Source organism: Amphritea atlantica (assembly GCF_024347255.1).
Lineage (GTDB): Bacteria > Pseudomonadota > Gammaproteobacteria > Pseudomonadales > Balneatricaceae > Amphritea > Amphritea atlantica.
Map to the genome: position 1 here is coordinate 2,410,411 of NZ_AP025284.1, position 21,643 is coordinate 2,432,053.

Here is a 21,643-nt window from a genome sequence, read left to right on the forward strand (position 1 = left end):
GCATCAGCGATTCAGTAAAAAACCGCTACTTTGTCTGCTGTTTCAGCAGCAACTTAATCTCTTCGAGTTGCTGTTGCAGATCAGCAATGGTGGGCTCATGGGCGTCGATCGCCGCCTGTTTTCTGACCTTAGCGTGCTCCTCATCCAGAACATTCACCACGATGCCGATTACCATATTCAGAAACGCAAACGCCGTGAAAAAGATAAAGGTCAGGTAGTAGATCCAACTGAGCTTATAGACCGTCATCGTTTCATACATGACATCGGTCCAGTCCTCAAATGTCATCACCCGGAACAGGGTCAGCAACGAGATAGTGATGTCGCCCCAGAGCTCAGGATTGATATCTTCAAACAGCGTACTACCGATGGCAGCGTAGATATAAAAGATGATAAACATCAACAGGATAACATAACCAAGCTGAGGCATCGCTTTAATCAGGGAGTTGAGCAGCAGGCGCAGTTCAGGGATAACAGAAACCATCCGCAACACCCGGAAAACCCGAACCAGACGAGCCACCAGTGCCATATCAGTGTTATCAATCGGAATCAGGCTGATGGTGACAATCAGTGTGTCAAAAATATTCCAGGGATTTTTGAAAAAGTCCTTTTTATTCTCTTCCCCCAGGAAGCGAATACTGATCTCAATCAGAAAGAAAACCGTAATCAGACGGTCAAGCCAGACAACCAGCGTGATTGCTAAAGGGGAGAGTTCATAGGTTTTGGCACCCACTAACAAAGCTGAACTGATAATCACAATCACAACAAATAGCTCAAACGCTTTGTTGCTTCTCAGGGTAGTAAATTTAGACTGAAGCCGGGCAAAATCAATCATGCTAAAAAGTTCCAGAATCACTAAGAGCTTATAATAAGTGCTTATAAATGGGTTTGCGGGATGAAAGATAACCGAAGCTATTTTTGAAAGCGACATTTAATGAAGAAATGAAACCGCCTGAGTACATGCCAAGCGAAGCCAGTAAACGGAACAAAACGAGAAACAGAGCGTGCCAGCATCCACAACGCCATCGTCCTGAAACGGTAAATAGTTCTGACACACCTCAAGAGCCTTTCACAAAAGCGCTAAAATGATGGATTTTAGCACCGTCTTTAGACTAGCCTTAACGCAGGAGAAACAGACAATAAACCGGATTTTTAACGACAAAAGAATAAAAGAATAGCCTCAATTCGTTGACCGCTGCGTCATACACCAATAAAGTGGATTGGTTTTATGGAAGCCAGACGACGAACGTATAAGTAGCACTACCACCCAGAAAAGTGATTGCCAGGAAGGCTTTTTGAGATGTAACAGATGAACAAAATTCCGGTTAACGGCTCCGATGATGATTACCGTATCGAGAAGCTACTTGATATAACCTGCTTTGCAGAGCTGCTGGAAGGTTATTATCAGGCGACCGGAATACCGAATGGCCTGGTCGGGCCTGGGGGTGAACTGATCACCCAAGCCGGCTGGATCGATGCCTGTACACGTTTTCATCGCGGTCACGAAGAGACAAACCGCCGTTGCGTCGAAAGCAATTGCACCCTCCTCGAACAGGCCCAGACTCAAAAAGTTTGTAACTCTCTTTGTAAAAATGGCCTCTATGACTACGCCACCCCCATCAATATCGACGGTAAGCATGTTGCCACCCTGTTCATGGGACAACTACTGCATCAGCCGCCCGATCTTAGCTATTATGAGCAACAGGCAGAACGCTTTAATTACGACAAAGCAGCCTATATAGAGGCCATTAAACAGGCTCCGGTCATCCCTAAAGCGCAACTGGAAAAGCAGCTGAATCATATGGTCCAGGTGACCACTGTGCTGGCCCAAAGCGCACTGAGCGCTATCAGAGAGCACCACCTTCAGGAAGCCCTCAGCCACAGTAAAAAGCAACGTATTGAGATAAAAGACCTGCTTGATAATTCACCCACAGGTATCAGTTGGTGCGACGAAGCATGCAATATCGAATATATTAATCACACATTTACCCGGATACTGGGCTACACCCTGGAAGATCTTCCAGATGTAGATAGCTGGTATAAGGCAGCGTATCCAGACCCTGAAGTCCGTCATCCGATAGAGAAAATATTTAAGAGATGGCTCTACAGTCAGAAAAAAAGTAACGGCGCCTTTATGCCCCCCCTTACTACGGAAAGTACTGTCCGCTGTAAGGATGGCACCAGCAAAAGAATCTCAAGTCAGGTATCGGCCGTTAATCAGAAAATACTCTACAACTGCATCGATATCACAGAGAAGTGGCGAATCGAACAACGCAACCTGACCCGCAACAGAATGATGGAGCGGGTTGCGCAGGGGGAACAACTACGCAGTATCATGCATCAGTTGATAACCGATATTGAGTCAGACGATCCCTCAATTCGCTGCAGCATTCTGTTATTGGATGCCGAAGGCAGGCATCTGTTAAATTGTGCGGCACCCAGCCTCCCTGATTTTTATAACGAAGCGATTCATGGCGTTGAGATAGGCGAGGGGGTTGGCTCCTGCGGTACAGCGGCCTTTCTCGGTAAACGGGTTATCGTTGAGGATATTGACACCCATCCATACTGGGCTCCCTATCGTGAACTGGCAGCCCGGGCCGACTTGAGAGCGTGCTGGTCCGAACCCATTATCTCTTCCACGGGTCGCGTCCTGGGTAGTTTTGCAATCTATCACAATACGCCTAATAAGCCGGACGATCACGATATTCAAATGATATCCTTTGCAGCTAATCTGGCATCTATCGCAATAGAAACCCTCAAAAATCGGGAAGAACTGGTACGCAGCGAACAAGCCTACCGCAGTCTGGCAGAGAACGCTCCGGATGCGATCGCACGCTATGATGGAGTTGGCGATCTGATCTACACCAACCCAAACTTCGCTGCGCTGTTCGCAAGCGATATATCAGAAAATGACAGCTATCTTGAACATTACCGTTCAGTCATCAAAAAAGTGATCAAAACCGGCACCCCTCAGCAGGTTGAGATCTGCATCCACACAGGATCAAGCCAGCGATATCTGATGTTTAATATCGTTAGCGAAGAGAATGAAGGAGGAGGGGGAGCACTGGCCATCGGGCGGGATATAACATTGCACCGGGAGATGGAGCATAAGCTGGAGAAGCAAGCCCGATCCGATTTCCTGACCCAGCTTATCAACCGGCGTCATTTCTTTGAACTGGCAAACCGGGAGATGCTGGTTGCCAGCCGTTATAACAATGCACTGTCTCTCATCATGTTTGATCTTGACCATTTTAAGCAGGTCAACGATACCTACGGACACGCCATTGGCGATCTGGTGCTACAAAGAATAGCGGATGTCAGCCTGACGACTGTTCGCGCTGCGGATATTCTTGCCCGGTTAGGCGGCGAGGAGTTCGTTGTGCTGATGGTGCAGACCAGCCATGATGAGGCCCTGCAAAGCGCTGAAAGACTCCGGCAGGCAATAGCCAGCACAAACATCGCGCTGGGCAGCGGTGAAGCGATCTCGGTAACCGCCTCGTTTGGAGTTACGACCATACATTTTGATAGTGGTGACAGCCATACCATCAACCATATGATTTCCGATGCCGACAAAGCGATGTATCGCGCCAAACAGGAAGGACGAAATCGGGTAGTCTACGCCTGATCTGCATTGCGTAGAAAGAGACTGTCTCTGGTTGAATACCAATCGGGTATTGTTCAACGTCAATCATTGTTGATCACAGCAGTTTCCGGGTGAAACAATCACCATATTAGGCATTAAGGGTTCGCGGAATCCAGAAATACGACACATACTGCCTAGGACTTGTAACCATCTTACCCATGGTGATTTCATATGTGGTTGTTCAAAAAGAACATCTGGTCGATCTTCTATATTCTTACGATTTTCTTTTTGATCTGCCTGATTGCTGTTTCATACATTGGCTGGAATAACATATATAACCGGTACGAAAGATCGCAGGAGAATACGCTTAAACTGATAGCCAGTTCAACACACTCGCTGTACCAGACCCATGAGGTAATGCTGGATATTTTAGGGCAACGGTTTATTGAAGACACCCGTTATAAAAACAACATCAGCTCGATGAGAATGCTCGACGCAGCACTTCTCGAAAGCCCAGCCATCACATCAATTGCTATCGTTAACCCACAGGGAAAAATGTTATTTGCCACTCACGGTCTTGATGTGTCCAGGTTCCCCAATCTGATAGAGCAAGAGGAAAGCCGTGAATCATTTCTGGCGGTGATGCAAAGCCAGAACATGATGTTTGGCAGAACCTATTTTTTCAAGCCGTTCAATGACTGGATTGTCCCCATCAGAAAAGCGATAAGAGATAGTGAAGGCAATGTAAAGCTCGTTATTACTGCCGCGCTCAGACTGCAGGATTCATTTGGGTTTATCGTGAGGAATGCTGATAAAAACGACCGATACAACACCCTCATTATCAGAGACAATGACCAATACATACAGTATGCAAGTAACGGCACTGCTGATAATTACGAAGTGTACCGATCATCTTTTTCTGCTGAAAGACTTCAGAGCATTGAGAAGAGCTTAAGCCAGCATTATGCGCATTCAAAAGATGAACTGAAGCGCACCGGGCATATAGTATCATTCCCTTACACCGGCGATGAGAGCGTTGAATATCTGGCTTCACTGAAGTATGACGACACATACAAACTGTGGTTTCTCTCCACCACTAAAATGGATATTGTCTCCACCGCTTTTGCCAATTTGGTAAAAATCTATCTCTCTATATTTGTGGCTGTTGAGGTCATGCTTTATGCCCTGGTCCGGGTTATCTTCAACGCAGATAAGAAAAGAAACGAAGATTTACTCTATCAGGCAACCCATGATCAACTCACGGGGATGCCAAACCGGAGCTATCTACAGACCAATATCTATAACTGGATTCATGACGTTACTCAGCCATTCAGTCTTCTGTATATAGATTTAGATCGCTTCAAAAGTATCAATGACAGCTTTGGCCATCAGTGTGGTGACCAGCTACTGCTGGACCTTGCCAGAAGACTTCAGTCAGTCCAGCCGAAAGACTCAATCATCATCCGTCATGGGGGAGATGAATTTGTGGTGTTAACCCCGTCAGTCGACACAGATGAGGTGATGGCGCTCTCCCGAAAAGTAATTGAAACCATCTGTAAACCCTACAGGGTCAACAATTTGAAGTTGCATATCGGGGCCAGTATCGGTATTGCACAATATCCAATCCATGGTGAAAGTTTTGATATCCTGCTGCGATCTGCTGATATAGCGATGTATGAATCGAAAAAAATTAAAAACAGTATCCACCTGTTTGAAGACAAGATGGAAGAGGGCTATCTGCAAAACGTCAAAATCGAGCAAGCTCTGCGTAGTGCGATCTCCGATGATGAACTCTTTATGGTTTATCAGCCCCAGGTCACCCCGGAAGGGGATTTCTATGGCGTTGAAGCGCTGCTGCGCTGGCAAAGCGCTACCTTAGGGTTTGTCCCGCCTGATCGTTTTATATCTGTCGCCGAGACCTCTGGTCAGATGCCCGCCATCGGCAACTTTATCACGCAGCAAACCCTCAAAGATGTGAAAGAGGTTCAGAGCACACTGAACCGGTCTTTTCATACCTCAATAAACATCTCAGTGCGTCAGCTGATGGAGGTGGGCTTTGCCGAACGATTTATTCAGAGTATACAAACGAATAACCTCGATAACGCCTCGATTACCCTGGAGATTACCGAAAGCCTGTTCATCGAGGATATTGATCACATCGTGCCTTTACTGCAGGAGTTTAAGGACCATGGCCTCGAGATCTCCATGGATGATTTTGGCACCGGCTATTCATCACTGAGCGTCCTCCGCCGCCTGCCCATCGACGAACTGAAGATCGACAAGAGCTTTATCGACGTTATGTTCGTCGATGAATCCTCCCAGAAGATGGTGCAAAATATCATCATGATCGGCAAAAATCTGGAAATGGACATCGTCGCTGAGGGGGTAGAGACTCAGGAACAGGTGAATATTCTCAAAGCGTTTGGCTGCGACCGGATACAGGGCTATCACTTTGCCAAACCGATGAGAAAAGAGGCGTTAGTTCAGTATATTGAGGAACATGATATTGTTTCCTGACCAGCACAGCAGGTGATAGCGTCCCCCGTTTAAAGCAACATAGGCTGCGTCGAGAACTGAGAATAACGAGATCATGGATTGGTTCCTTTTTACTCTGATGCAAAACCTGACTCGCAGGTCTCTAATACATTTGCGAGACATAGTATCTACGCTGGAAAACTCCAGCTTGAGACAGAACAAGGGCAGAGTTTTGGAGGTCAGCAGTACCCTGAGCACTGTCGCTGTAGTACACTGATTTCCATTCAAAAAAGAGGCAGCGGACGCTTCATCTCTTTCCCCGCTGGCTCTGCTAATACGTTGTAATAAGGCAAAGCGATTTCATGACTAATTTCTCTCAAACGGCTGCATTTATCTGGTCAGTGGCCGATCTTCTGCGTGGTGATTTCAAACAGAGTCAGTATGGGCGGGTGATTCTGCCTTTTACGCTGCTGCGGCGTCTTGAATGTGTGCTGGAGGCAGATAAACAGGCGGTGTTGGATGCCTGCGATAAAGTAAAGATGATGAACCTGCCTGAAGATAATTTTGAGAAACAGGTCATTCATTTAGTAAAAAAACAGACTGGTGTTGATGGATTCAACTTCTTTAACTCCTCCCCCATGTCTCTCGATAAGCTGGGTGAAACAGGGATTAAAGATAACCTGGACAACTATGTTCAGTGTTTTTCTAAAGATGCCCGTGAGATCTTTGAATACTTTAAGTTTGATGAGTTTGTTGGCCTGCTGAGTGATGCCAACCTGCTGTATAAAGTGGTGCAGAAGTTTGCTAATACCGATCTGAGTCCTCATGCCATTTCCAATCACGAGATGGGCCTGGTATTTGAAGAGCTGATCCGCCGTTTTGCCGAGAGTTCTAATGAGACAGCAGGGGAGCACTTTACCCCACGGGATATTGTCCGTCTGACTACCTCATTGGTGTTTATGGAAGACGACGAAGCACTGACCAAAGAGGGCATTATCCGCACTATCTATGACCCTACGGCGGGTACGGGGGGTTTTCTCTCCAGTGGTATGGAGTATGTGCATGAACTGAATGCCAATGCGGTTATGCGGGCGTTTGGACAAGAACTGAACCCTGAGTCTTACGCTATCTGTAAAGCGGATATGCTGATCAAAGGTCAGGATGTCAGCCGCATTAAGCTGGGCAACACCCTGTCCAATGATCAGCTCTACGCCGATAAGTTTGACTATATGCTCTCAAATCCGCCGTTTGGGGTGGATTGGAAAAAGGTCGAGGGTGAGATTAAGGACGAGCATACCCTGAAAGGCTTTGCCGGTCGTTTCGGGCCTGGTCTGCCCCGGGTGTCTGATGGTTCACTGCTGTTTCTGATGCACCTGATCAGCAAACTGCGCGACACCTCTGTTAACGCTTCAGGCAGTCTTGAGGGAAAGGTTGAGGGCGGCGGCCGTATCGGTATTATCCTTAATGGCTCACCTCTGTTTACCGGCGGGGCAGGCAGCGGGGAGAGTGAGATCCGCCGCTACGTGCTTGAAGCCGATCTGCTGGAAGCGATTATCGCGTTGCCGAATGATATGTTTTACAACACCGGCATCGCCACCTATGTCTGGGTGCTGTCGAATAAAAAATCAGCCGAGCGCAAGGGTAAAGTGCAGCTGATTAACGCAGTTAATCTCTGCGGCAAGATGCGTAAATCGTTAGGCTCAAAACGCAATGAGATGAGTGCGGATGATATTCGTATCATCACCCGCTGTTTTGGCGAATTCGAAACCGTTGATCATCAGCTATTGGATAAACCTGCTGATCAGAAGAGCAGCCGTGGCCGCCAGGCAGGCTCTTCTTCAGGGCTTAGTCCTAAGCTTGAATCAGCGAAAACCTTCTCCAGTAAAATATTTGCTTCAACCGACTTCGGTTATCGTCGTATTACCATCGAGCGCCCACTGCGTCTGTCGGTACAGATCAGCGATGAACGGTTGGAAGAGCTGCGTTTTGCGCCAAAGCCTTTTAACGCGCCGATGCGCTGGATCTGGCTGGCGTATGGTCGGGATTGGGATGATGCAAGTTACGGACAACTGTCTGACTATGCTACAGAGATAAGGGCAGAGCTGAAAGCCAGTTACCCCGAACTGAAAGAGAAACAGATTAAAGAGCTGCTCGACAGCAAACTCTGGCTCAGCCAGCAAAGCCTGCTGCATAAAGGCTATGAGTTGCAGGGCGGGCTCGGTTCATCAATGGGTACTAACGCCGTTATCGATAACCCTTGTGATGACTTCAACCGGTTTGAAGACGAGCTGAAACTCGCCATGAAACAGACAGGCGTGAAGCTGGATGCCAAAGAGAAGAAGCAACTACTGGACGCCATAAGCTGGAAAAACCCAGAGGCACAGCCTGTTATCAAAAAAGTGCTGAAAGAAAGATCGCAACCCAAATACGGAGCTTTTGATACAACCATCAATGGCAAACCCGCCGTGGTGGAATACCAGCCTGATGGTGATTTGCGAGACAATGAAAACGTACCGCTCGATCCTTCTCAGCCCACTCAAAGCCTGATCGAAAGCTACTTCGACCGTAAAGTAGCACCCCATGTGTCTGATGCCTGGATCGATGCGAATAAGCGTGATGATAAAGACGGTGAGATCGGCATTGTCGGTTATGAGATTCCGTTTAATCGACATTTTTATGTGTACCAGCCGCCACGTAGCCTGGAAGAGATTGATGCGGATCTGGATAAGGTGAGTGCGGAGATTATGAACCTGCTAAGGGAGGTTCACTCATGATGGATTTGAAATATCAAATTTATCCTGATTATCGCAATCCAAACATTGAATGGATAAAAGAAATCCCAGCAGATTGGGCTATAAGCTATTTGGGTTTTGAATGTTCGGTTAAAGCTAGACTTGGCTGGAAGGGGCTCAAGGCTGAAGAATATGTTGACGAGGGCTATATATTTCTTGCAACTCCAAATATTAAAAATAGTGAGATTGATTTCAACCATGTAAACAGAATTACAAAAAATCGTTACTATGAATCTCCAGAAATTATGTTAGAACTTGGGGATATTCTTGTAACTAAAGATGGATCGACCACTGGAACGACTAATATAGTAAAACATCTCCCAGAGCCTGCCACGGTAAATAGTTCAATTGCCGTATTACGAAGTGCCGGGGGGCTTCAAAGTAACTTTTTGTATTATTTCTTTGTCTCTGAATATACTCAAAATATTATTAATAGAATGCGGGGAGGAATGGGAGTGCCTCATTTATTCCAAGCAGATCTACGTAAGTTTAATATATTGGTACCGCCTAAAAAAGAACAGCAACAAATCGCCAACTTCCTCGACCACGAAACCGCTAAGATCGACACCCTGATCGATAAGCAGCAGCAACTGATTAAACTGCTGAAGGAGAAGCGTCAGGCGGTGATCAGCCATGCCGTCACCAAAGGCTTAAACCCCAACGTCCCGATGAAAGATTCAGGTGTTGAGTGGTTGGGAGATGTGCCTGAGCATTGGGATGTTTCTCGTATAAAGCACCACACAAGGTTATTTGAACAAGGCTGGAGTCCTCAGTGTGACTCACGCCCAGCTGATGGTAATGAATATGGTGTATTGAAGGTTGGTTGTGTAAATAATGGCACATTTAACTCGATGGAGAATAAAGCCTTGCCTGCGGAGCTTACGCCTCAGCTGCAGTACTTAATTCGAAAGGGTGATTTGCTTATTTCAAGAGCAAATACGAAAGAGTTAGTTGGAAGCGCTGCCGTTGTAGAGGAATCACACAATAATCTAATTCTATGTGACAAACTATACAGGCTTCGATTTGATCAGAATGTAAATTCACAATTTATTTCATATTACTTGGCACTTCCAATCGTCCGACAGCAAATAGAACTGGGGGCAACCGGTGCAAGTCATTCTATGCAAAACATTGGTCAATCTACTATTAAAGAATTACCTGTTTTGATTCCACCAATTTCAGAAGCCAATGCGCTCTTTGAAGAGTTAAAGATAAAAACCAATAAATTTGACGACATTCTTTTAAAATCTGAAGCAAGCATCATACTGTTAAACGAGCGCCGCACAGCTCTAATCTCAGCCGCCGTCACAGGTAAAATCGACGTGCGTAACTGGACGCCTGAACAATCTCAACCCAGCATGGAAGCCACCGCATGAGCGATATCAAACTCTTCTCGATTAACGCCGACAGCGTTTATGAACTGGCGGGGCGCAGTGCGCTGCTGGAAAAAGAGCTGCAACAACTGATCGAAAGTCAGCTGGAAACCTTTCTCGGCGTGCGTTTTCTTGCCAGCGAATACAGTACCGGCAAGACCCACAAAGGGCGGATCGATTCGCTGGGGTTGGATGAAAACAACTGCCCTGTGATTATCGAATACAAACGCCATAGCAATGAGAATGTGATCAATCAGGGGTTGTTCTACCTCGACTGGTTGCTGGATCATCAGGCGGAGTTCCAGTTGCTGGTGATGAAACAGTTGGATAAAGAGGTGACCGAATCAATCGAGTGGAGCGGTACACGACTGATCTGCATCGCGGCGGATTTCAACCGCTATGATGAACATGCGGTACAGCAGATCAATCGGAATATCGAACTGATGCGCTACCGTTACTTTGGTAATGACCTGCTGTTGCTGGAACTGGTGAATGCGCAAACCGCCGATGCCAGCACCCCGAAGAAGGTTGCGTCTCAAAGCAGCAGGGCAACATCAAATACAGACAGCCGGGGCAGGTCAGGGGATAAATCCCAGGAAGAGCGGCTGGCTGAATCATCCCCGGAACTGATCAGCCTCTATAATCAGGTTTGCGAATACGCCAACGGTCTGGGTGACGAGGTGCAGCGGAAAGAGCTAAAACTCTACACCGCCTTTAAACGGATTAAGAACTTCGTCAGCGTCCTGGTATCGCCGCAAAACAAAGACCCCAGAATTCAGCTATTCCTCAAGCTCACCCCCACAGATGAGCTATTAAAACTCAATCCCACAGGCAAACCCCATGAACCTGAGTTTATCCGCGATGTATCCAACATTGGGCATTGGGGAACGGGTAATATTGAACTGAACCTACGCAGCGCCGCTGAACTCGAAACCGCCTTTGAGCTGATTTCACAAAGTTATCAGGCCAATTGAGCAGATGAAAACAACAGTATTTCAGCTGGTGAATCCAACTTTTGAAAAAGAGCTGGAAGTTTTTGGCCCTCAGGAAACTGTTTTCAGAATCCCTACACTCCCTGCTTATTCAATTATCGATTATTCCCTTGATGGAGACTATTCTCCCTATGAATCAGGAAACTATCGCGCAGTTTTTAGTCTTGAGGGCGATAGTATTCGTATCCAAGGGGTTCAAAACAAGCTCTTTCGTTCAGGTAAAGATCGCTTTGTAATTCATTACGCAGGTATTCGCGATTATTCTTTACTGTTCCCTCATATAAACGAGTCATCGTGTCGTGTGCGCTTGGGTCAATATGCTGAGGAAGCAGACATGTCATTTGAGTCTGGGGCATGGTTGTCTTTTATGATGATGGCAGGCGCTGTTATAGAGGGCTTGTTAGATAACTGCACACCAGCTTCTGCTGATTCATTTAACAAAATGATTATTAAAGCGAGACAGCTTGAAATTCTCTCAGAAGAAGATGAAACCCTCTGCCATAAGGTGAAAGAGGCAAGAAATTTAATTCACGCCAGCAAACACCCCAAAGAGTATGTAACCCGTGCTCTGGCAATGGATACATATGTTTTTTATGATGCATTAATAAAACGTCACTGGGATCACTGAAAGGCTAAGTACCTAAAGTCGTATCAAAATAATAGTAGGGATGCAGAACCAGATGAGCAGTGCTAAGGAAGTTCACTTTCAAAACGATATCATCGAACAGCTGATTGCTAACGGCTGGTTGCTCGGTCAGCCCGCTGGCTACAATCGAAAACTTGCGCTGTATGAAGAGGATCTGCTGGGGTTTGTACAAGAGACACAACCCCTTCAATGGCAGAAATACTGCAAACTCTACCCACAAAACCCTGAACAACAGTTTCTTGAGCGGGTCGCTTCTCAGCTGTCCAAAGCGGACCCGAATGCGGCGAGCAAAGAGTTGCGCACCTTTGGCACCCTGGGCGTGCTGCGTACTGAACTGAAAGACCGCGGTACGCGCTTTCGCCTCTGTCAGTTTAAACCTGATCATGATCTCAACCCCGATACGCTGGCACGCTATCAGAAGAACCGTCTGCGGGTAGTGCCTGAGCTGACCTATAGCCCCTATGCCACGGATGAGTATCTGACTGAAACAGGTAAGCAGGCAAAAAAATGGCGCATCGATTTAGTTCTGTTTCTTAATGGTTTGCCTGTTGCCACACTGGAACTAAAGTCAGAATTCAAGCAGGCCGTTGAAAACGCCATAAAACAGTACAAACTCACCCGTCTGCCGAAAGATCCGGTTACCAATAAACCAGAGCCACTGCTGACCTTTAAGCGCGGTGCTTTGGTGCATTTCGCTGTGAGTCAGTACGAAGTCTATATGGCAACAAAGCTGGAGGGGGAAGACACCTTCTTTCTGCCGTTTAACAAAGGCACTGCCGAGGGGGCTGCGGGTAACGATGTTCCCGCTGATCCGAATGAGTATGCTACGGCCTATCTGTGGAACGAGGTGCTTGCGCCCGATAATCTGCTGAAAATTCTGGCCAAATTTGTTCACCTTCAGATCGAAGACAGAGAGGACTGGCAGGGCAAGAAGACAAAGAAAGAGACGATGATCTTCCCCCGTTACCATCAGTGGGATGTGGTGAATAAACTGGTGGGGGATGCCCGTGATAACGGCCCTGGCCATAAATACCTGGTGCAGCACAGTGCCGGCTCGGGTAAATCAAACTCCATCGCCTGGACAGCCCATCAACTGGCGTCACTTTACGATACGGAGGGTAATAAACGTTTTCATTCCGTTATCGTGGTAACCGACCGCACCGTACTGGACGATCAGCTTCAGGACACTATCTATCAGTTTGAGCACGCCGATGGTGTAGTCGGGCGGATCAATAATAAAGAGGGGCAGGGATCTAAGTCAGAGAAACTGGCCAGCGCGCTGGAAGATGCGCAGCCGATTATTATCGTGACCATTCAGACCTTCCCCCATGTGCTGAAAGCGATTGAGAACAGTGTCAGCCTGAAAGCGCGCAACTATGCAGTGATTGCCGATGAAGCGCACTCATCGCAGTCGGGTTCAACTGCCCGTCAGTTGAAAGAGGTGTTGATGCTCGATGACAAAGAGGAACAGGAGGAACTAACCTCTGAAGATCTGTTAGATGCCACCATCGCCGCCCGTAAAAGCTCTAATAACCTGAGTTATTTTGCTTTTACCGCCACGCCTAAATCGAAAACCCTGGAACTGTTTGGCCGTTTACCCGATCCCGATCTGCCCGCGTCATCAACCAATAAGCCCGAGGCGTATCATGTTTACAGTATGCGCCAAGCGATTGAGGAAGGGTTTATCCTCGATGTACTGAAAAACTACACCAGTTACAAGGTCGCGTATCAACTGGCTGAAAAAGCACGGGAACAGGACAAAGAGGTTGATAGCAAGCGAGCTAAGGTAAAACTGAATCAGTGGGTGCGACTGCACGATTACAATATCGCCCAGAAAGTACAGGTAATCATCGAGCACTTTAAAGCTAATGTGATGGGTCTGTTGGGTGGTCAGGCAAAAGCGATGGTCGTCACCAGCTCCCGCAAAGAAGCGGTACGTTATAAGCTGGCGTTCGATAAATACGTTGCCGAGAACAAATATCAAAACATCACCGCAATGGTCGCTTTCTCGGGTGAGGTTGAGTTTAACAGTGATGATCCGAACTCAGCGGGGTTAATCGGTGAGAAATATACCGAAACCAGTATGAACCCAGCGCTCAAAGGGCGCGATATGCGCAAGGCCTTCGATTCCGATGACTACCAGGTGATGCTGGTTGCGAATAAATTTCAGACAGGTTTTGACCAACCCAAACTCTGCGCCATGTACGTGGACAAGAAACTGGGGGGCGTGGAATGCGTTCAAACCCTGTCCCGCCTGAACCGTACCTACCCGGGTAAAGCAGAATCAGGCACCTTTGTGCTGGACTTCTTTAATGACCCTCAGGAGATTCTGGACGCCTTTCAGCCCTATTATCAGACCGCTGAACTCACGGATGTTTCAGACCCGAATCTGGTCTATGACCTCTGTGAGAAGCTTAAAGCGCAGGGGATCTTCAACTGGAGTGAAGTCGAACAGTTCTGTACCGCTTTCTTTATAAAAAATAAGAGCAATGCTGCGATCGTTAATATCTGCAAGCCCGCAGTTGAACGCTGGCAGAAACGTTATGCTTCGGCTATTGATGCCTATAAGCAGGCCAAAGATATTTTTGAACGTACTAAAAATACAGGTGATGCCACGCTGATCGCCAATGCGGAAAACAGTTTCAGAGAGTGTAAGCAGGAAAAAGATGCCCTGGAAATTTTCAAAAAAGACCTGGGAAGCTTTGTACGCTTTTATGAGTTTATGTCGCAGATAGTTGATTACGATGATAAAGAGCTGGAAAAACTCAGCCTGTTTGCCCGCCACCTTCGGCCCATGCTGCGTGAAAAAATCGATCAGGATGATGATGTCGATCTGAGCAACGTGACTCTGAGCCATTATCGTCTGTCTAAAATTCGCCAGCAAGATCTGAAACTCAAAGAGGATGCGGCAGATTACACCCTCGACCCCAATACCGATATCGGCTCTGCGAAAGCCAAAGATAAAAAAGAGGAGTTTCTGTCGGTTATTCTGAGACGCCTCAATGAGCTGTTCATCACCGATAACCTGACAGATGATGACATGCTCAACTACGCCCGGACAGTGGCTGACAAAGTAGGGGAGAACGAGAAGGTGATGCACCAGATCAGAAACAACTCTTCAGAACAGGCTTTCCTCGGGGACTTTCCTATGGCGCTGGATGAAGCGGTGATGGACAGCTCAGATGCTCATCAGAATCAGATGATGCAGATACTCAGCAACCCGCAGGTGGCACAAGGGTTTGCCCGGGTAGTGTTCGATATGCTTACGAATATTAAGTCTTAATTATCAAAATATTGTATAAGTAATCTGACAATTCACATCACTAAAAACTGGCTGAAAAACTAAAGAAAGCGGGCTTTGACGTGCCTGCTAGATCAGCCAATAAGCCATCACTGCTGGGCGACTAGCATGCCAATATCACCACCATACAGCGCCGCCAGTGCATCGTGTTTACTCATGATCAGACCCGTTTTACTGTCGCATTAACAACTGTCACCCTGAAAGAGATTAAGCAGCTGGATTGGTGGTTAAGCGATATGCTGTTGAATACCATGCCTGCTGGAAATTTTGAAAGCCAACAGAAATCGATTGCTACAAGACAGTGTTTGCCATTCTAAAACTATGGTAATGTATACCACAGTTGGGGAGATTAATATCAGTGAAGATATATGTTACCGATGACTTTGATGATTTCATGGTCAAAGCACAGCTGGACGATAAGATCGTTTTAAAAGTCGCTAACGAACTTAACAATGGTCTGCATGATGGCGATCTGGATATGGGGAGACTGTTCAAAAAAAGAATACCTTCACCCAGGCAAAGTAAACGAGATTCTAACAGGAGCGTGGTAGCAATCCGTAAGGATAATCTCCTTTTTTTATTGATGGCTGGCGCAAGGCAGATGTTCCAAAGAAAGGTAAAGAGATCCCCGATAAGCTACTGGAAACATACAGACTATTGGGTGATAGCTTCCTTAATTTTACAGATAAACAGATCAGGCAAAACATAACAGCGGGTCTGCTGAGAGAGGTTAAAAATGGTTGATACACGTTTAGACAAAATGCACGCAATTGCAAAGCGTTTTAATGACAACGGTACTATCGATCAATTAACGATGCGTAAAATTGATGCATTAGCCATGAGCGCTAAAAATGAAGAGATGACAGCAGCTAGAATTAAATCAATAAGACAGCGAGAGCACATAAGCCAGGGGGTATTAGCGACCGTTCTTAACATGAGCAGTGAAAGTGTTAAAAAGTGGGAGCAAGGCAAAACCCAGCCTCAGGGAGCCGCTTTGCGCTTGCTCAATGTCATTGATAAAAAAGGGATTGAAGCGGTTATATAACTCGCCCTTAAAATTACCCTGAAGACAGGCTGATCGTGACTACTGACCAGTCAGGTTTCAACGTTACAACAGCTGTATCTGCATACTGCCCAGAGCGTTTTCCAGACACGTGTAAATCCAGCTAAGGGATTGTGTTGGGTCCTGTAGACGCTCTGCCTCAGTTAACCAATCGTCAACACCAGACGCTCTGATCCTGTGTATTGCCAGGCTTGCGTTACCTGATCCAGGGTCATCGCTTTGGTGTTGATCTTCAGGCCTGCCGGTTGGGCCCATTCGAATACCTGGCTGATACTTTTAATCAGGTTGCCCGGCGCAACGCTGCCAATGCCGCTGCCCATCAGTACAAGATTTTTGCTTCTGAGGGTGCCTGCATCGAGGGGGAGGTCTGCACCCGCCATCGAGCCAATATTCACATACCTCAGGGGGTTATCCGGCAAGGCGGGTATAGCCCTGAGCAGGCAGGCGGCGGGTATGCCCCATAAATAATCCAGGACGATATCCACGGGAGATGTTTCCAGCAGGTCGCGGAAGGCGGCAGTCAGTTGCTCTGCAGACTGGTTAAGGCTGATAAACTGATCTGCGCCTAATGCCAGCAGGGTGTCAGCATCATCAGGATTGCGGGCAGTGGCAATGATGGTGGAAGCACCCAGATAGCGCGCAATCTGAATAGCTAAACGACCTGATGCGCCAGCAGCACCATTGATCAGAACAGTTTCGCCGACGCTAAAGCTGGCCCGGTACTGCAGGGCTGCTATTGAGGACATTCCCGGGTTAGCAAGAGCCGCAGCGGAAATATCATCAAGGTCATCGGGTATGGGGACACAAAGCACGCTTCTGACGGCGGCCTGTTCAGCCATGCTGCCATCACGAGGAAAAACAAAGAATACCCGGTCACCATTTTCCAGCAGACCTACGCCATCCACACCGGGCACCATAGGTAAGGCAGTGCCGCTGCTGTAATGCAGGCCTGAGGCTTTGGCGCGCACCAGTTGGCTGATGGCAGTTGCACGGGGGAAAACCCTTTGCTCACCGGGCTGTAGGATGAGGTCGGCAATTTCACCGATAACGGGGGGCTGGTTGAAGTCAGTAATGACGGCGGCTTTCATTTAAGTCTCCTGAGTTGGCTGCTTGAAGTTCGTTAAGTCTGCCCATAAACTGATTGGCGAACATCTGAAAATAAGACAACTTATGCAGGAAACCCGACACGATTGGCTGCGTGTACCGTTAATCGTTTTTCCCGAAGGCAAACCCATCCGGCCGGTCAGCGTCCTTTATCGCCAACTTCAGGCTCAAACAGTGGTGGCCGCGCACACGCATAACTGGGGGCAACTGGTGTACTGCCGTCAGGGGGCTCTGGACGTTATTACACCTGCAGCCCGGTATCTGATTCCACCCGATCGGGCCGTTTGGGTCCCCCCCAATCAGCCTCATGAAATCTCATCACTGTACGGCGCAGAACTCACCAGTATTAACATTTTGCCGGTGGCGACAGCTGATTTAGCGCAGGAGTGTCTTGTCCTGGAAGTATCACAACTGCTTCGCGAACTGATTCAGGAAGCGCTTAAACAACCGGTAGATTATGACTGGCATAGCCCGGCTGGACGCTTGTTCCGTACCCTGAGAGATCAGATCTCGGTAGCGCCGCAGGCACCACTATATCTGCCATTACCGGTGGACTCGCGGTTGCGCAACATCTGCTATCAACTGGAAGAAGATCCGTCATTGCAACATACGCTGTCAGAGTGGGGGACGCTGGTAGGCGCATCCGAACGGACATTACAGAGACTGTTTCAGAAAGAAGCCCGTATGACCTTTCAACAGTGGCGTCAACAACTGCGCTTGCAGGTAGCACTGGAGCGACTGGTGACTAGCAGGGACTCCGTTACCATGATTGCTGCTGATATTGGCTATGAGTCCACATCGACCTTTATCAGCATGTTCCAAAAGTACTGCGGTATGACGCCGGGGGAATATCGAAAATCAAAGTCTGGCTGACAGCTATTTTACATTACGCTCTTATCATTCAGAGGGGGTTGCCGGGTAAAAGAGCAATGCGCTAAAAAAGCATGATGCTATTAAAGACCGGCGATCACTGTTGTGTTAAACCTCCAGGCCAGAACTGTCCGCTAATGGCTGATCATTGCAAACCCGGGAATTCATCCAACGGACACCGTCCTTAATACCGCCGAAAGGGTAGAGGTGGTATCCAATATCTCCCAGTTCCTTCTCTGCCAGGCCGCGGACAAGATCTGCCCAGAAGTGATCCGCGACAGACTTACGCAGCAAGGTCGCCAATGACAGCCCGTAACGCCCGGCAATTTCCGTGGATGCGACTACCCCAAACTGCTTTGCATATCGGAGCAGCTGGCTGATACTTGCTGGCCCTGGAACGCCGATATTAACAGGGGCATCGATGCCGCGATCGCGTAGTTGTCTGATCCAGCGCACGATAGCCTCAGTATCGAAACCAAACTGAGTGGTGATCTCCAGCGTGCAATGAGCATCTCGAAGCAATTGATATTTCCATTCCAGTGCGTGCCAGAGTTTATCTGTACTGATCTTCGGATGCCCATCGGGATAGCCGACGATCCCAACATGATGAATGTCATGGCGTTGTAATACCCCACTTGCGAGCAGGGCCAGCGAATCGGTGTATGGACCCGCTGGCGTAGCGGGATCTCCGCCGACGAAAATATAGCGGGACGGGCAGGCTGCGCGGTTTAGCTGCGTAATCAGACTGTTGAGATCCTCTTCCGAGCGTAAGCGGCGCGAAGAGATGATGGGGACAGGCTCAAAGCCGCATTCCCGAATGACTCTGGCGGCATTCACTCGCTGATCAGGGTTCTCATTGCCCAGAAACGCGATGTTGATCGGCGTGCCCGGTGGAATCAGTGGTGCAGCTATTTCGATCTGGCGGATCTCCTTGCCTGTCACTTCCAGCGTGTATGCCGCTGCGCTGGGACTCTTTTCAATGGCCGCTGTGTTGTCCGGTTGTACGATATGCATGAATCCACACTCTATGAAATATGATGTGACCGGCTAGCCCGGTATGAGCTGCGTAATATCAACGTCAGGATATAGGTTATCGGGACGCTGATGAGCCAAATCAACAGTAGCCAGAAAGCGCCTCTGATATTTGATTGGGGCAAGATTACGCCTGAACAGAAAACAGGATCAGGCATAAAAGGAATAATTATAATGAGTACAGATTGGTGGAGGTGGCGAGAGTAACGCGCACTTCACAAATGCGTAGTGCAGGCAGTCCGGGGCACTCCATTTTGCATGCATGCTTATGCCTGGATTGCGTCCGCCCGGCATATTTTCAGCCACTACTATTCAGCAACGACAACAATAAAGAGAGATGCTTTTCTGACAGAGTACTTTAAGAAGAATGAATAACTCGATGTATTATTGATGAATTATACCTCCTGATTTTTAGCACTCGAAGCCCGCTCCATATTATCCGAATCCACATAAAGCTCATCGGTGGTTCTGATGCTGCCATGCCCCAGGTCGGCCTGAACGTGTGCAAGGTTACGACCTGCGGCCACTTCCATCGATGCACCCGTATGCCGCAACCAATGAGTTGTTGCGGCTTGCAGTTCTGATGCTTCGACCTCAAAACCATCCCGTAATAATGATTCACAGCTTTCAATAAAGGCGACTTCTACGATATTACGCAGCTGTCGGGTACCGATACCGCGATTGCGGACTCTGGACTCGATCACAGGTTCTGAAGAGTCTTTAGAGGGAAGGGGGGTTAAGCCCCGGAACTCACGATAGCGCTTTAAGAACTGCAGGTATTCGTTTGAGATGGAGACATCTCGTTCTTTAGAGCCTTTACCGTAGGTACGATACCACCAGTTACCTTCATGGTCTCGATGAAAATGGGACATCACAGGTAACCAGTTAGAACGTTCAGCCAGCTCAGAGATGCGCAGTTTAAGTGACTTTAAGGTGGCGATGACAAACAGAGTTCGTTCGTGCTGTGGATCGGTAGCGGCCATCGATGTTGCCGTGCTCAGGAGGTATTCCCATTGCAGTTCAGAAAGTCGCTTGGCAGTACTGATACCTGTTTCGTGACGGAGGTATGGACAGTTTTTCTTCACAATCGGAACCTGATTGCCCGGCGCATAATCTTCAGCCATAAGGTAATTGAAATAGACACTCAGATTAGAAAACAAACCTTGCCATGATTTTGTATTTAAGCGGCCTTTACCTGCACCGGCTGCCCGAAATGGACGCCAGCGTTCATTAGGCACACGTATCCCGGCAACGGTCAGAAAACGTCTTTCTGTATTGTCTGCCTGCCAGTTGGAGTCAGGCCTGGCGACAAAGTCAGTGTATTCTTCAAGATCCCGCCGGCGGAGCGCTACCACGGACTTACGCTTAATCAGCCAGGACCATAACAGCAGGCGCTCAGAATCGCCACGGAACTTATCGTAAGTATCCTGGCTTTTCTTGCTGTAACTGGTGAGAAAGTCCTTGGTATAGCGATAGTCATCCAGAGCGTCTTCAATGCCGAGGCTGAGTACGAATGCTTCAACGGCGGGTGATTGATCAGGGAATACAGCGTTTCTGGAAATCTGATTGAAATACTTAGCTGAGTCAAAGAGAGGGATGCCAGGAAAGGATTTACTCGACACGGTTAAAGGCCTTAAGCAGATTCAGAATAGTGTCATAAGTATAAGATTCATAAGTGCCAATTACCAGTAGTGTCTACTACTGGTAATTAGATAGAGCACACGTACAACCCCATTAAGAGCGCTAAGCTGCTTTTAATTGCTGCTTTTAGTCATAGTTACTTTACATAGCTACTTTTAATCACATAACTATCTCAACGCTCACGGCATACATCACTGAATTTACATAACAACCACTGGCTTCGCTTTGCTGGACGATACCAATATAGCTACTGTCGAAGATCAACGGCATGTCATGTAGATAGTCCTGTCGCATCAACCAGGCCAAACACTAGGCAGCAATGTCATTTATCCTTTTCACGGGTCAGCCCTTGACGAGATGACAATGAGATCAACAAGACACTGTCAGAGGCTCATCTGAAGCGAACCTGCCGGTTAGATTTCACGGAGTGGCAGAGTCACCCTGAAAATTTAAATCAACGGTACTGTCCGCACGCAATTATCCAAAAAGGAGCTAAGCATAAGGAACTAAGCATTTTGCTTTGATAGAACAATCGATGGAATAACCGGGGAATAATGTCCGGATTGAGAAAACCGTTCGCATTCATGTTTCCGGAACAGAGCATCAAACGCTCCTGGTTTCAGATCGCTCTTCGAATCTCATTTAATCAGATCTCATTTCAGGAGGAAGTGGTGACATGAATCTACGCGTTTGATCATCGCAGGAGATTTCACGCAGCGACAGGATTACCCACAAAACTAAATTCTTCGACGCTCTCCGCACGGTCTGTTTTCA

General features: G+C 47.7%; 15 protein-coding genes. 11 read left to right on the forward strand and 4 right to left on the reverse strand.

The window, feature by feature from the left end; all coding sequences use genetic code 11:
• Positions 1-25: 25 nt before the first annotated feature.
• A complete protein-coding gene (locus tag OCU43_RS11010) occupies positions 26-832 on the reverse strand; it encodes an ion transporter (protein WP_175483537.1) in 807 nt (268 codons plus the stop codon).
• A gap of 474 nt (positions 833-1,306) precedes the next feature.
• On the opposite strand from OCU43_RS11010, the gene OCU43_RS11015 reads away from it, so the two are divergent.
• The 10 genes from OCU43_RS11015 to OCU43_RS11055 all read left to right on the forward strand — a co-directional run bounded on the left by OCU43_RS11015 (position 1,307) and on the right by OCU43_RS11055 (position 16,204).
• Positions 1,307-3,622 (forward strand): diguanylate cyclase, encoded by a 2,316-nt coding sequence (locus tag OCU43_RS11015; RefSeq protein ID WP_091358982.1) that lies wholly within the window; start codon positions 1,307-1,309, stop codon positions 3,620-3,622.
• Between the two features lie 189 nt (positions 3,623-3,811).
• Entirely contained in the window at positions 3,812-6,097 is a 2,286-nt protein-coding gene (locus tag OCU43_RS11020; protein WP_091358979.1) for a bifunctional diguanylate cyclase/phosphodiesterase, read from the forward strand.
• Between the two features lie 320 nt (positions 6,098-6,417).
• Positions 6,418-8,829, forward strand: coding sequence for a type I restriction-modification system subunit M (locus OCU43_RS11025; RefSeq protein ID WP_091358976.1), 2,412 nt, complete (start codon positions 6,418-6,420; stop codon positions 8,827-8,829).
• Entirely contained in the window at positions 8,826-10,223 is a 1,398-nt protein-coding gene (locus OCU43_RS11030) for a restriction endonuclease subunit S (protein ID WP_091358973.1), read from the forward strand. Before OCU43_RS11025 ends, OCU43_RS11030 begins: the two co-directional genes overlap by 4 nt.
• On the forward strand, positions 10,220-11,194 hold the full coding sequence (locus tag OCU43_RS11035; protein ID WP_091358971.1) for a DUF5655 domain-containing protein: 975 nt from the start codon (positions 10,220-10,222) through the stop codon (positions 11,192-11,194). Before OCU43_RS11030 ends, OCU43_RS11035 begins: the two co-directional genes overlap by 4 nt.
• 4 nt (positions 11,195-11,198) lie before the next feature.
• On the forward strand, positions 11,199-11,840 hold the full coding sequence (locus tag OCU43_RS11040) for a hypothetical protein (protein WP_091358968.1): 642 nt from the start codon (positions 11,199-11,201) through the stop codon (positions 11,838-11,840).
• Positions 11,841-11,892: 52 nt separating this feature from the next.
• A complete protein-coding gene (locus tag OCU43_RS11045) occupies positions 11,893-15,141 on the forward strand; it encodes a type I restriction endonuclease subunit R (RefSeq protein ID WP_091359200.1) in 3,249 nt (1,082 codons plus the stop codon).
• 134 nt (positions 15,142-15,275) lie between these two features.
• The gene (locus tag OCU43_RS22310; protein WP_376787868.1) at positions 15,276-15,476 is read left to right on the forward strand and encodes a DUF6933 domain-containing protein; all 201 of its coding nucleotides are present in this window, start codon (positions 15,276-15,278) and stop codon (positions 15,474-15,476) included.
• A 41-nt stretch (positions 15,477-15,517) separates the two neighbouring features.
• Positions 15,518-15,868, forward strand: coding sequence for a type II toxin-antitoxin system RelE/ParE family toxin (locus OCU43_RS11050; protein WP_091358965.1), 351 nt, complete (start codon positions 15,518-15,520; stop codon positions 15,866-15,868).
• Positions 15,869-15,895: 27 nt separating this feature from the next.
• Positions 15,896-16,204, forward strand: a complete 309-nt coding sequence (locus tag OCU43_RS11055) for a helix-turn-helix domain-containing protein (protein ID WP_091358962.1) — start codon at positions 15,896-15,898, stop codon at positions 16,202-16,204.
• 161 nt (positions 16,205-16,365) lie between these two features.
• Here the strand turns inward: OCU43_RS11055 and OCU43_RS11060 are convergent, their stop codons facing one another.
• Positions 16,366-17,310 carry a quinone oxidoreductase family protein gene (locus OCU43_RS11060; protein WP_091358959.1) on the reverse strand — a complete coding sequence of 315 codons (945 nt, stop codon included), beginning with the start codon at positions 17,308-17,310 and terminating at the stop codon, positions 16,366-16,368.
• A gap of 22 nt (positions 17,311-17,332) precedes the next feature.
• Between OCU43_RS11060 and OCU43_RS11065 the strand changes: the two genes are divergently transcribed.
• Positions 17,333-18,199, forward strand: coding sequence for an AraC family transcriptional regulator (locus OCU43_RS11065; RefSeq protein ID WP_091358956.1), 867 nt, complete (start codon positions 17,333-17,335; stop codon positions 18,197-18,199).
• A 105-nt stretch (positions 18,200-18,304) separates the two neighbouring features.
• Here OCU43_RS11065 and OCU43_RS11070 read toward each other — a convergent pair whose 3' ends face one another.
• Both OCU43_RS11070 and OCU43_RS11075 read right to left on the reverse strand, forming a co-directional pair.
• Positions 18,305-19,210 (reverse strand): methylenetetrahydrofolate reductase, encoded by a 906-nt coding sequence (locus OCU43_RS11070; RefSeq protein ID WP_091358953.1) that lies wholly within the window; start codon positions 19,208-19,210, stop codon positions 18,305-18,307.
• 413 nt (positions 19,211-19,623) lie between these two features.
• Complete coding sequence (locus tag OCU43_RS11075; protein WP_091358951.1) at positions 19,624-20,850, reverse strand: tyrosine-type recombinase/integrase; 1,227 nt, start codon at positions 20,848-20,850, stop codon at positions 19,624-19,626.
• Between the last annotated feature and the right edge of the window lie 793 nt (positions 20,851-21,643).

What these genes read in the sequence shown, in the direction of transcription:
- OCU43_RS11040 (WP_091358968.1), top strand. Translation starts at nt 11,199, where the DNA reads ATGAAAACAACAGTATTTCAGCTGGTGAATCCAACTTTTGAAAAAGAG.
- OCU43_RS11060 (WP_091358959.1), bottom strand. Translation starts at nt 17,310, where the DNA reads ATGAAAGCCGCCGTCATTACTGACTTCAACCAGCCCCCCGTTATCGGT.
- OCU43_RS11020 (WP_091358979.1), top strand. Translation starts at nt 3,812, where the DNA reads ATGTGGTTGTTCAAAAAGAACATCTGGTCGATCTTCTATATTCTTACG.
- OCU43_RS11025 (WP_091358976.1), top strand. Translation starts at nt 6,418, where the DNA reads ATGACTAATTTCTCTCAAACGGCTGCATTTATCTGGTCAGTGGCCGAT.
- OCU43_RS11045 (WP_091359200.1), top strand. Translation starts at nt 11,893, where the DNA reads ATGAGCAGTGCTAAGGAAGTTCACTTTCAAAACGATATCATCGAACAG.
- OCU43_RS11010 (WP_175483537.1), bottom strand. Translation starts at nt 832, where the DNA reads ATGATTGATTTTGCCCGGCTTCAGTCTAAATTTACTACCCTGAGAAGC.
- OCU43_RS11055 (WP_091358962.1), top strand. Translation starts at nt 15,896, where the DNA reads ATGGTTGATACACGTTTAGACAAAATGCACGCAATTGCAAAGCGTTTT.
- OCU43_RS11030 (WP_091358973.1), top strand. Translation starts at nt 8,826, where the DNA reads ATGATGGATTTGAAATATCAAATTTATCCTGATTATCGCAATCCAAAC.
- OCU43_RS11035 (WP_091358971.1), top strand. Translation starts at nt 10,220, where the DNA reads ATGAGCGATATCAAACTCTTCTCGATTAACGCCGACAGCGTTTATGAA.
- OCU43_RS11070 (WP_091358953.1), bottom strand. Translation starts at nt 19,210, where the DNA reads ATGCATATCGTACAACCGGACAACACAGCGGCCATTGAAAAGAGTCCC.
- OCU43_RS11015 (WP_091358982.1), top strand. Translation starts at nt 1,307, where the DNA reads ATGAACAAAATTCCGGTTAACGGCTCCGATGATGATTACCGTATCGAG.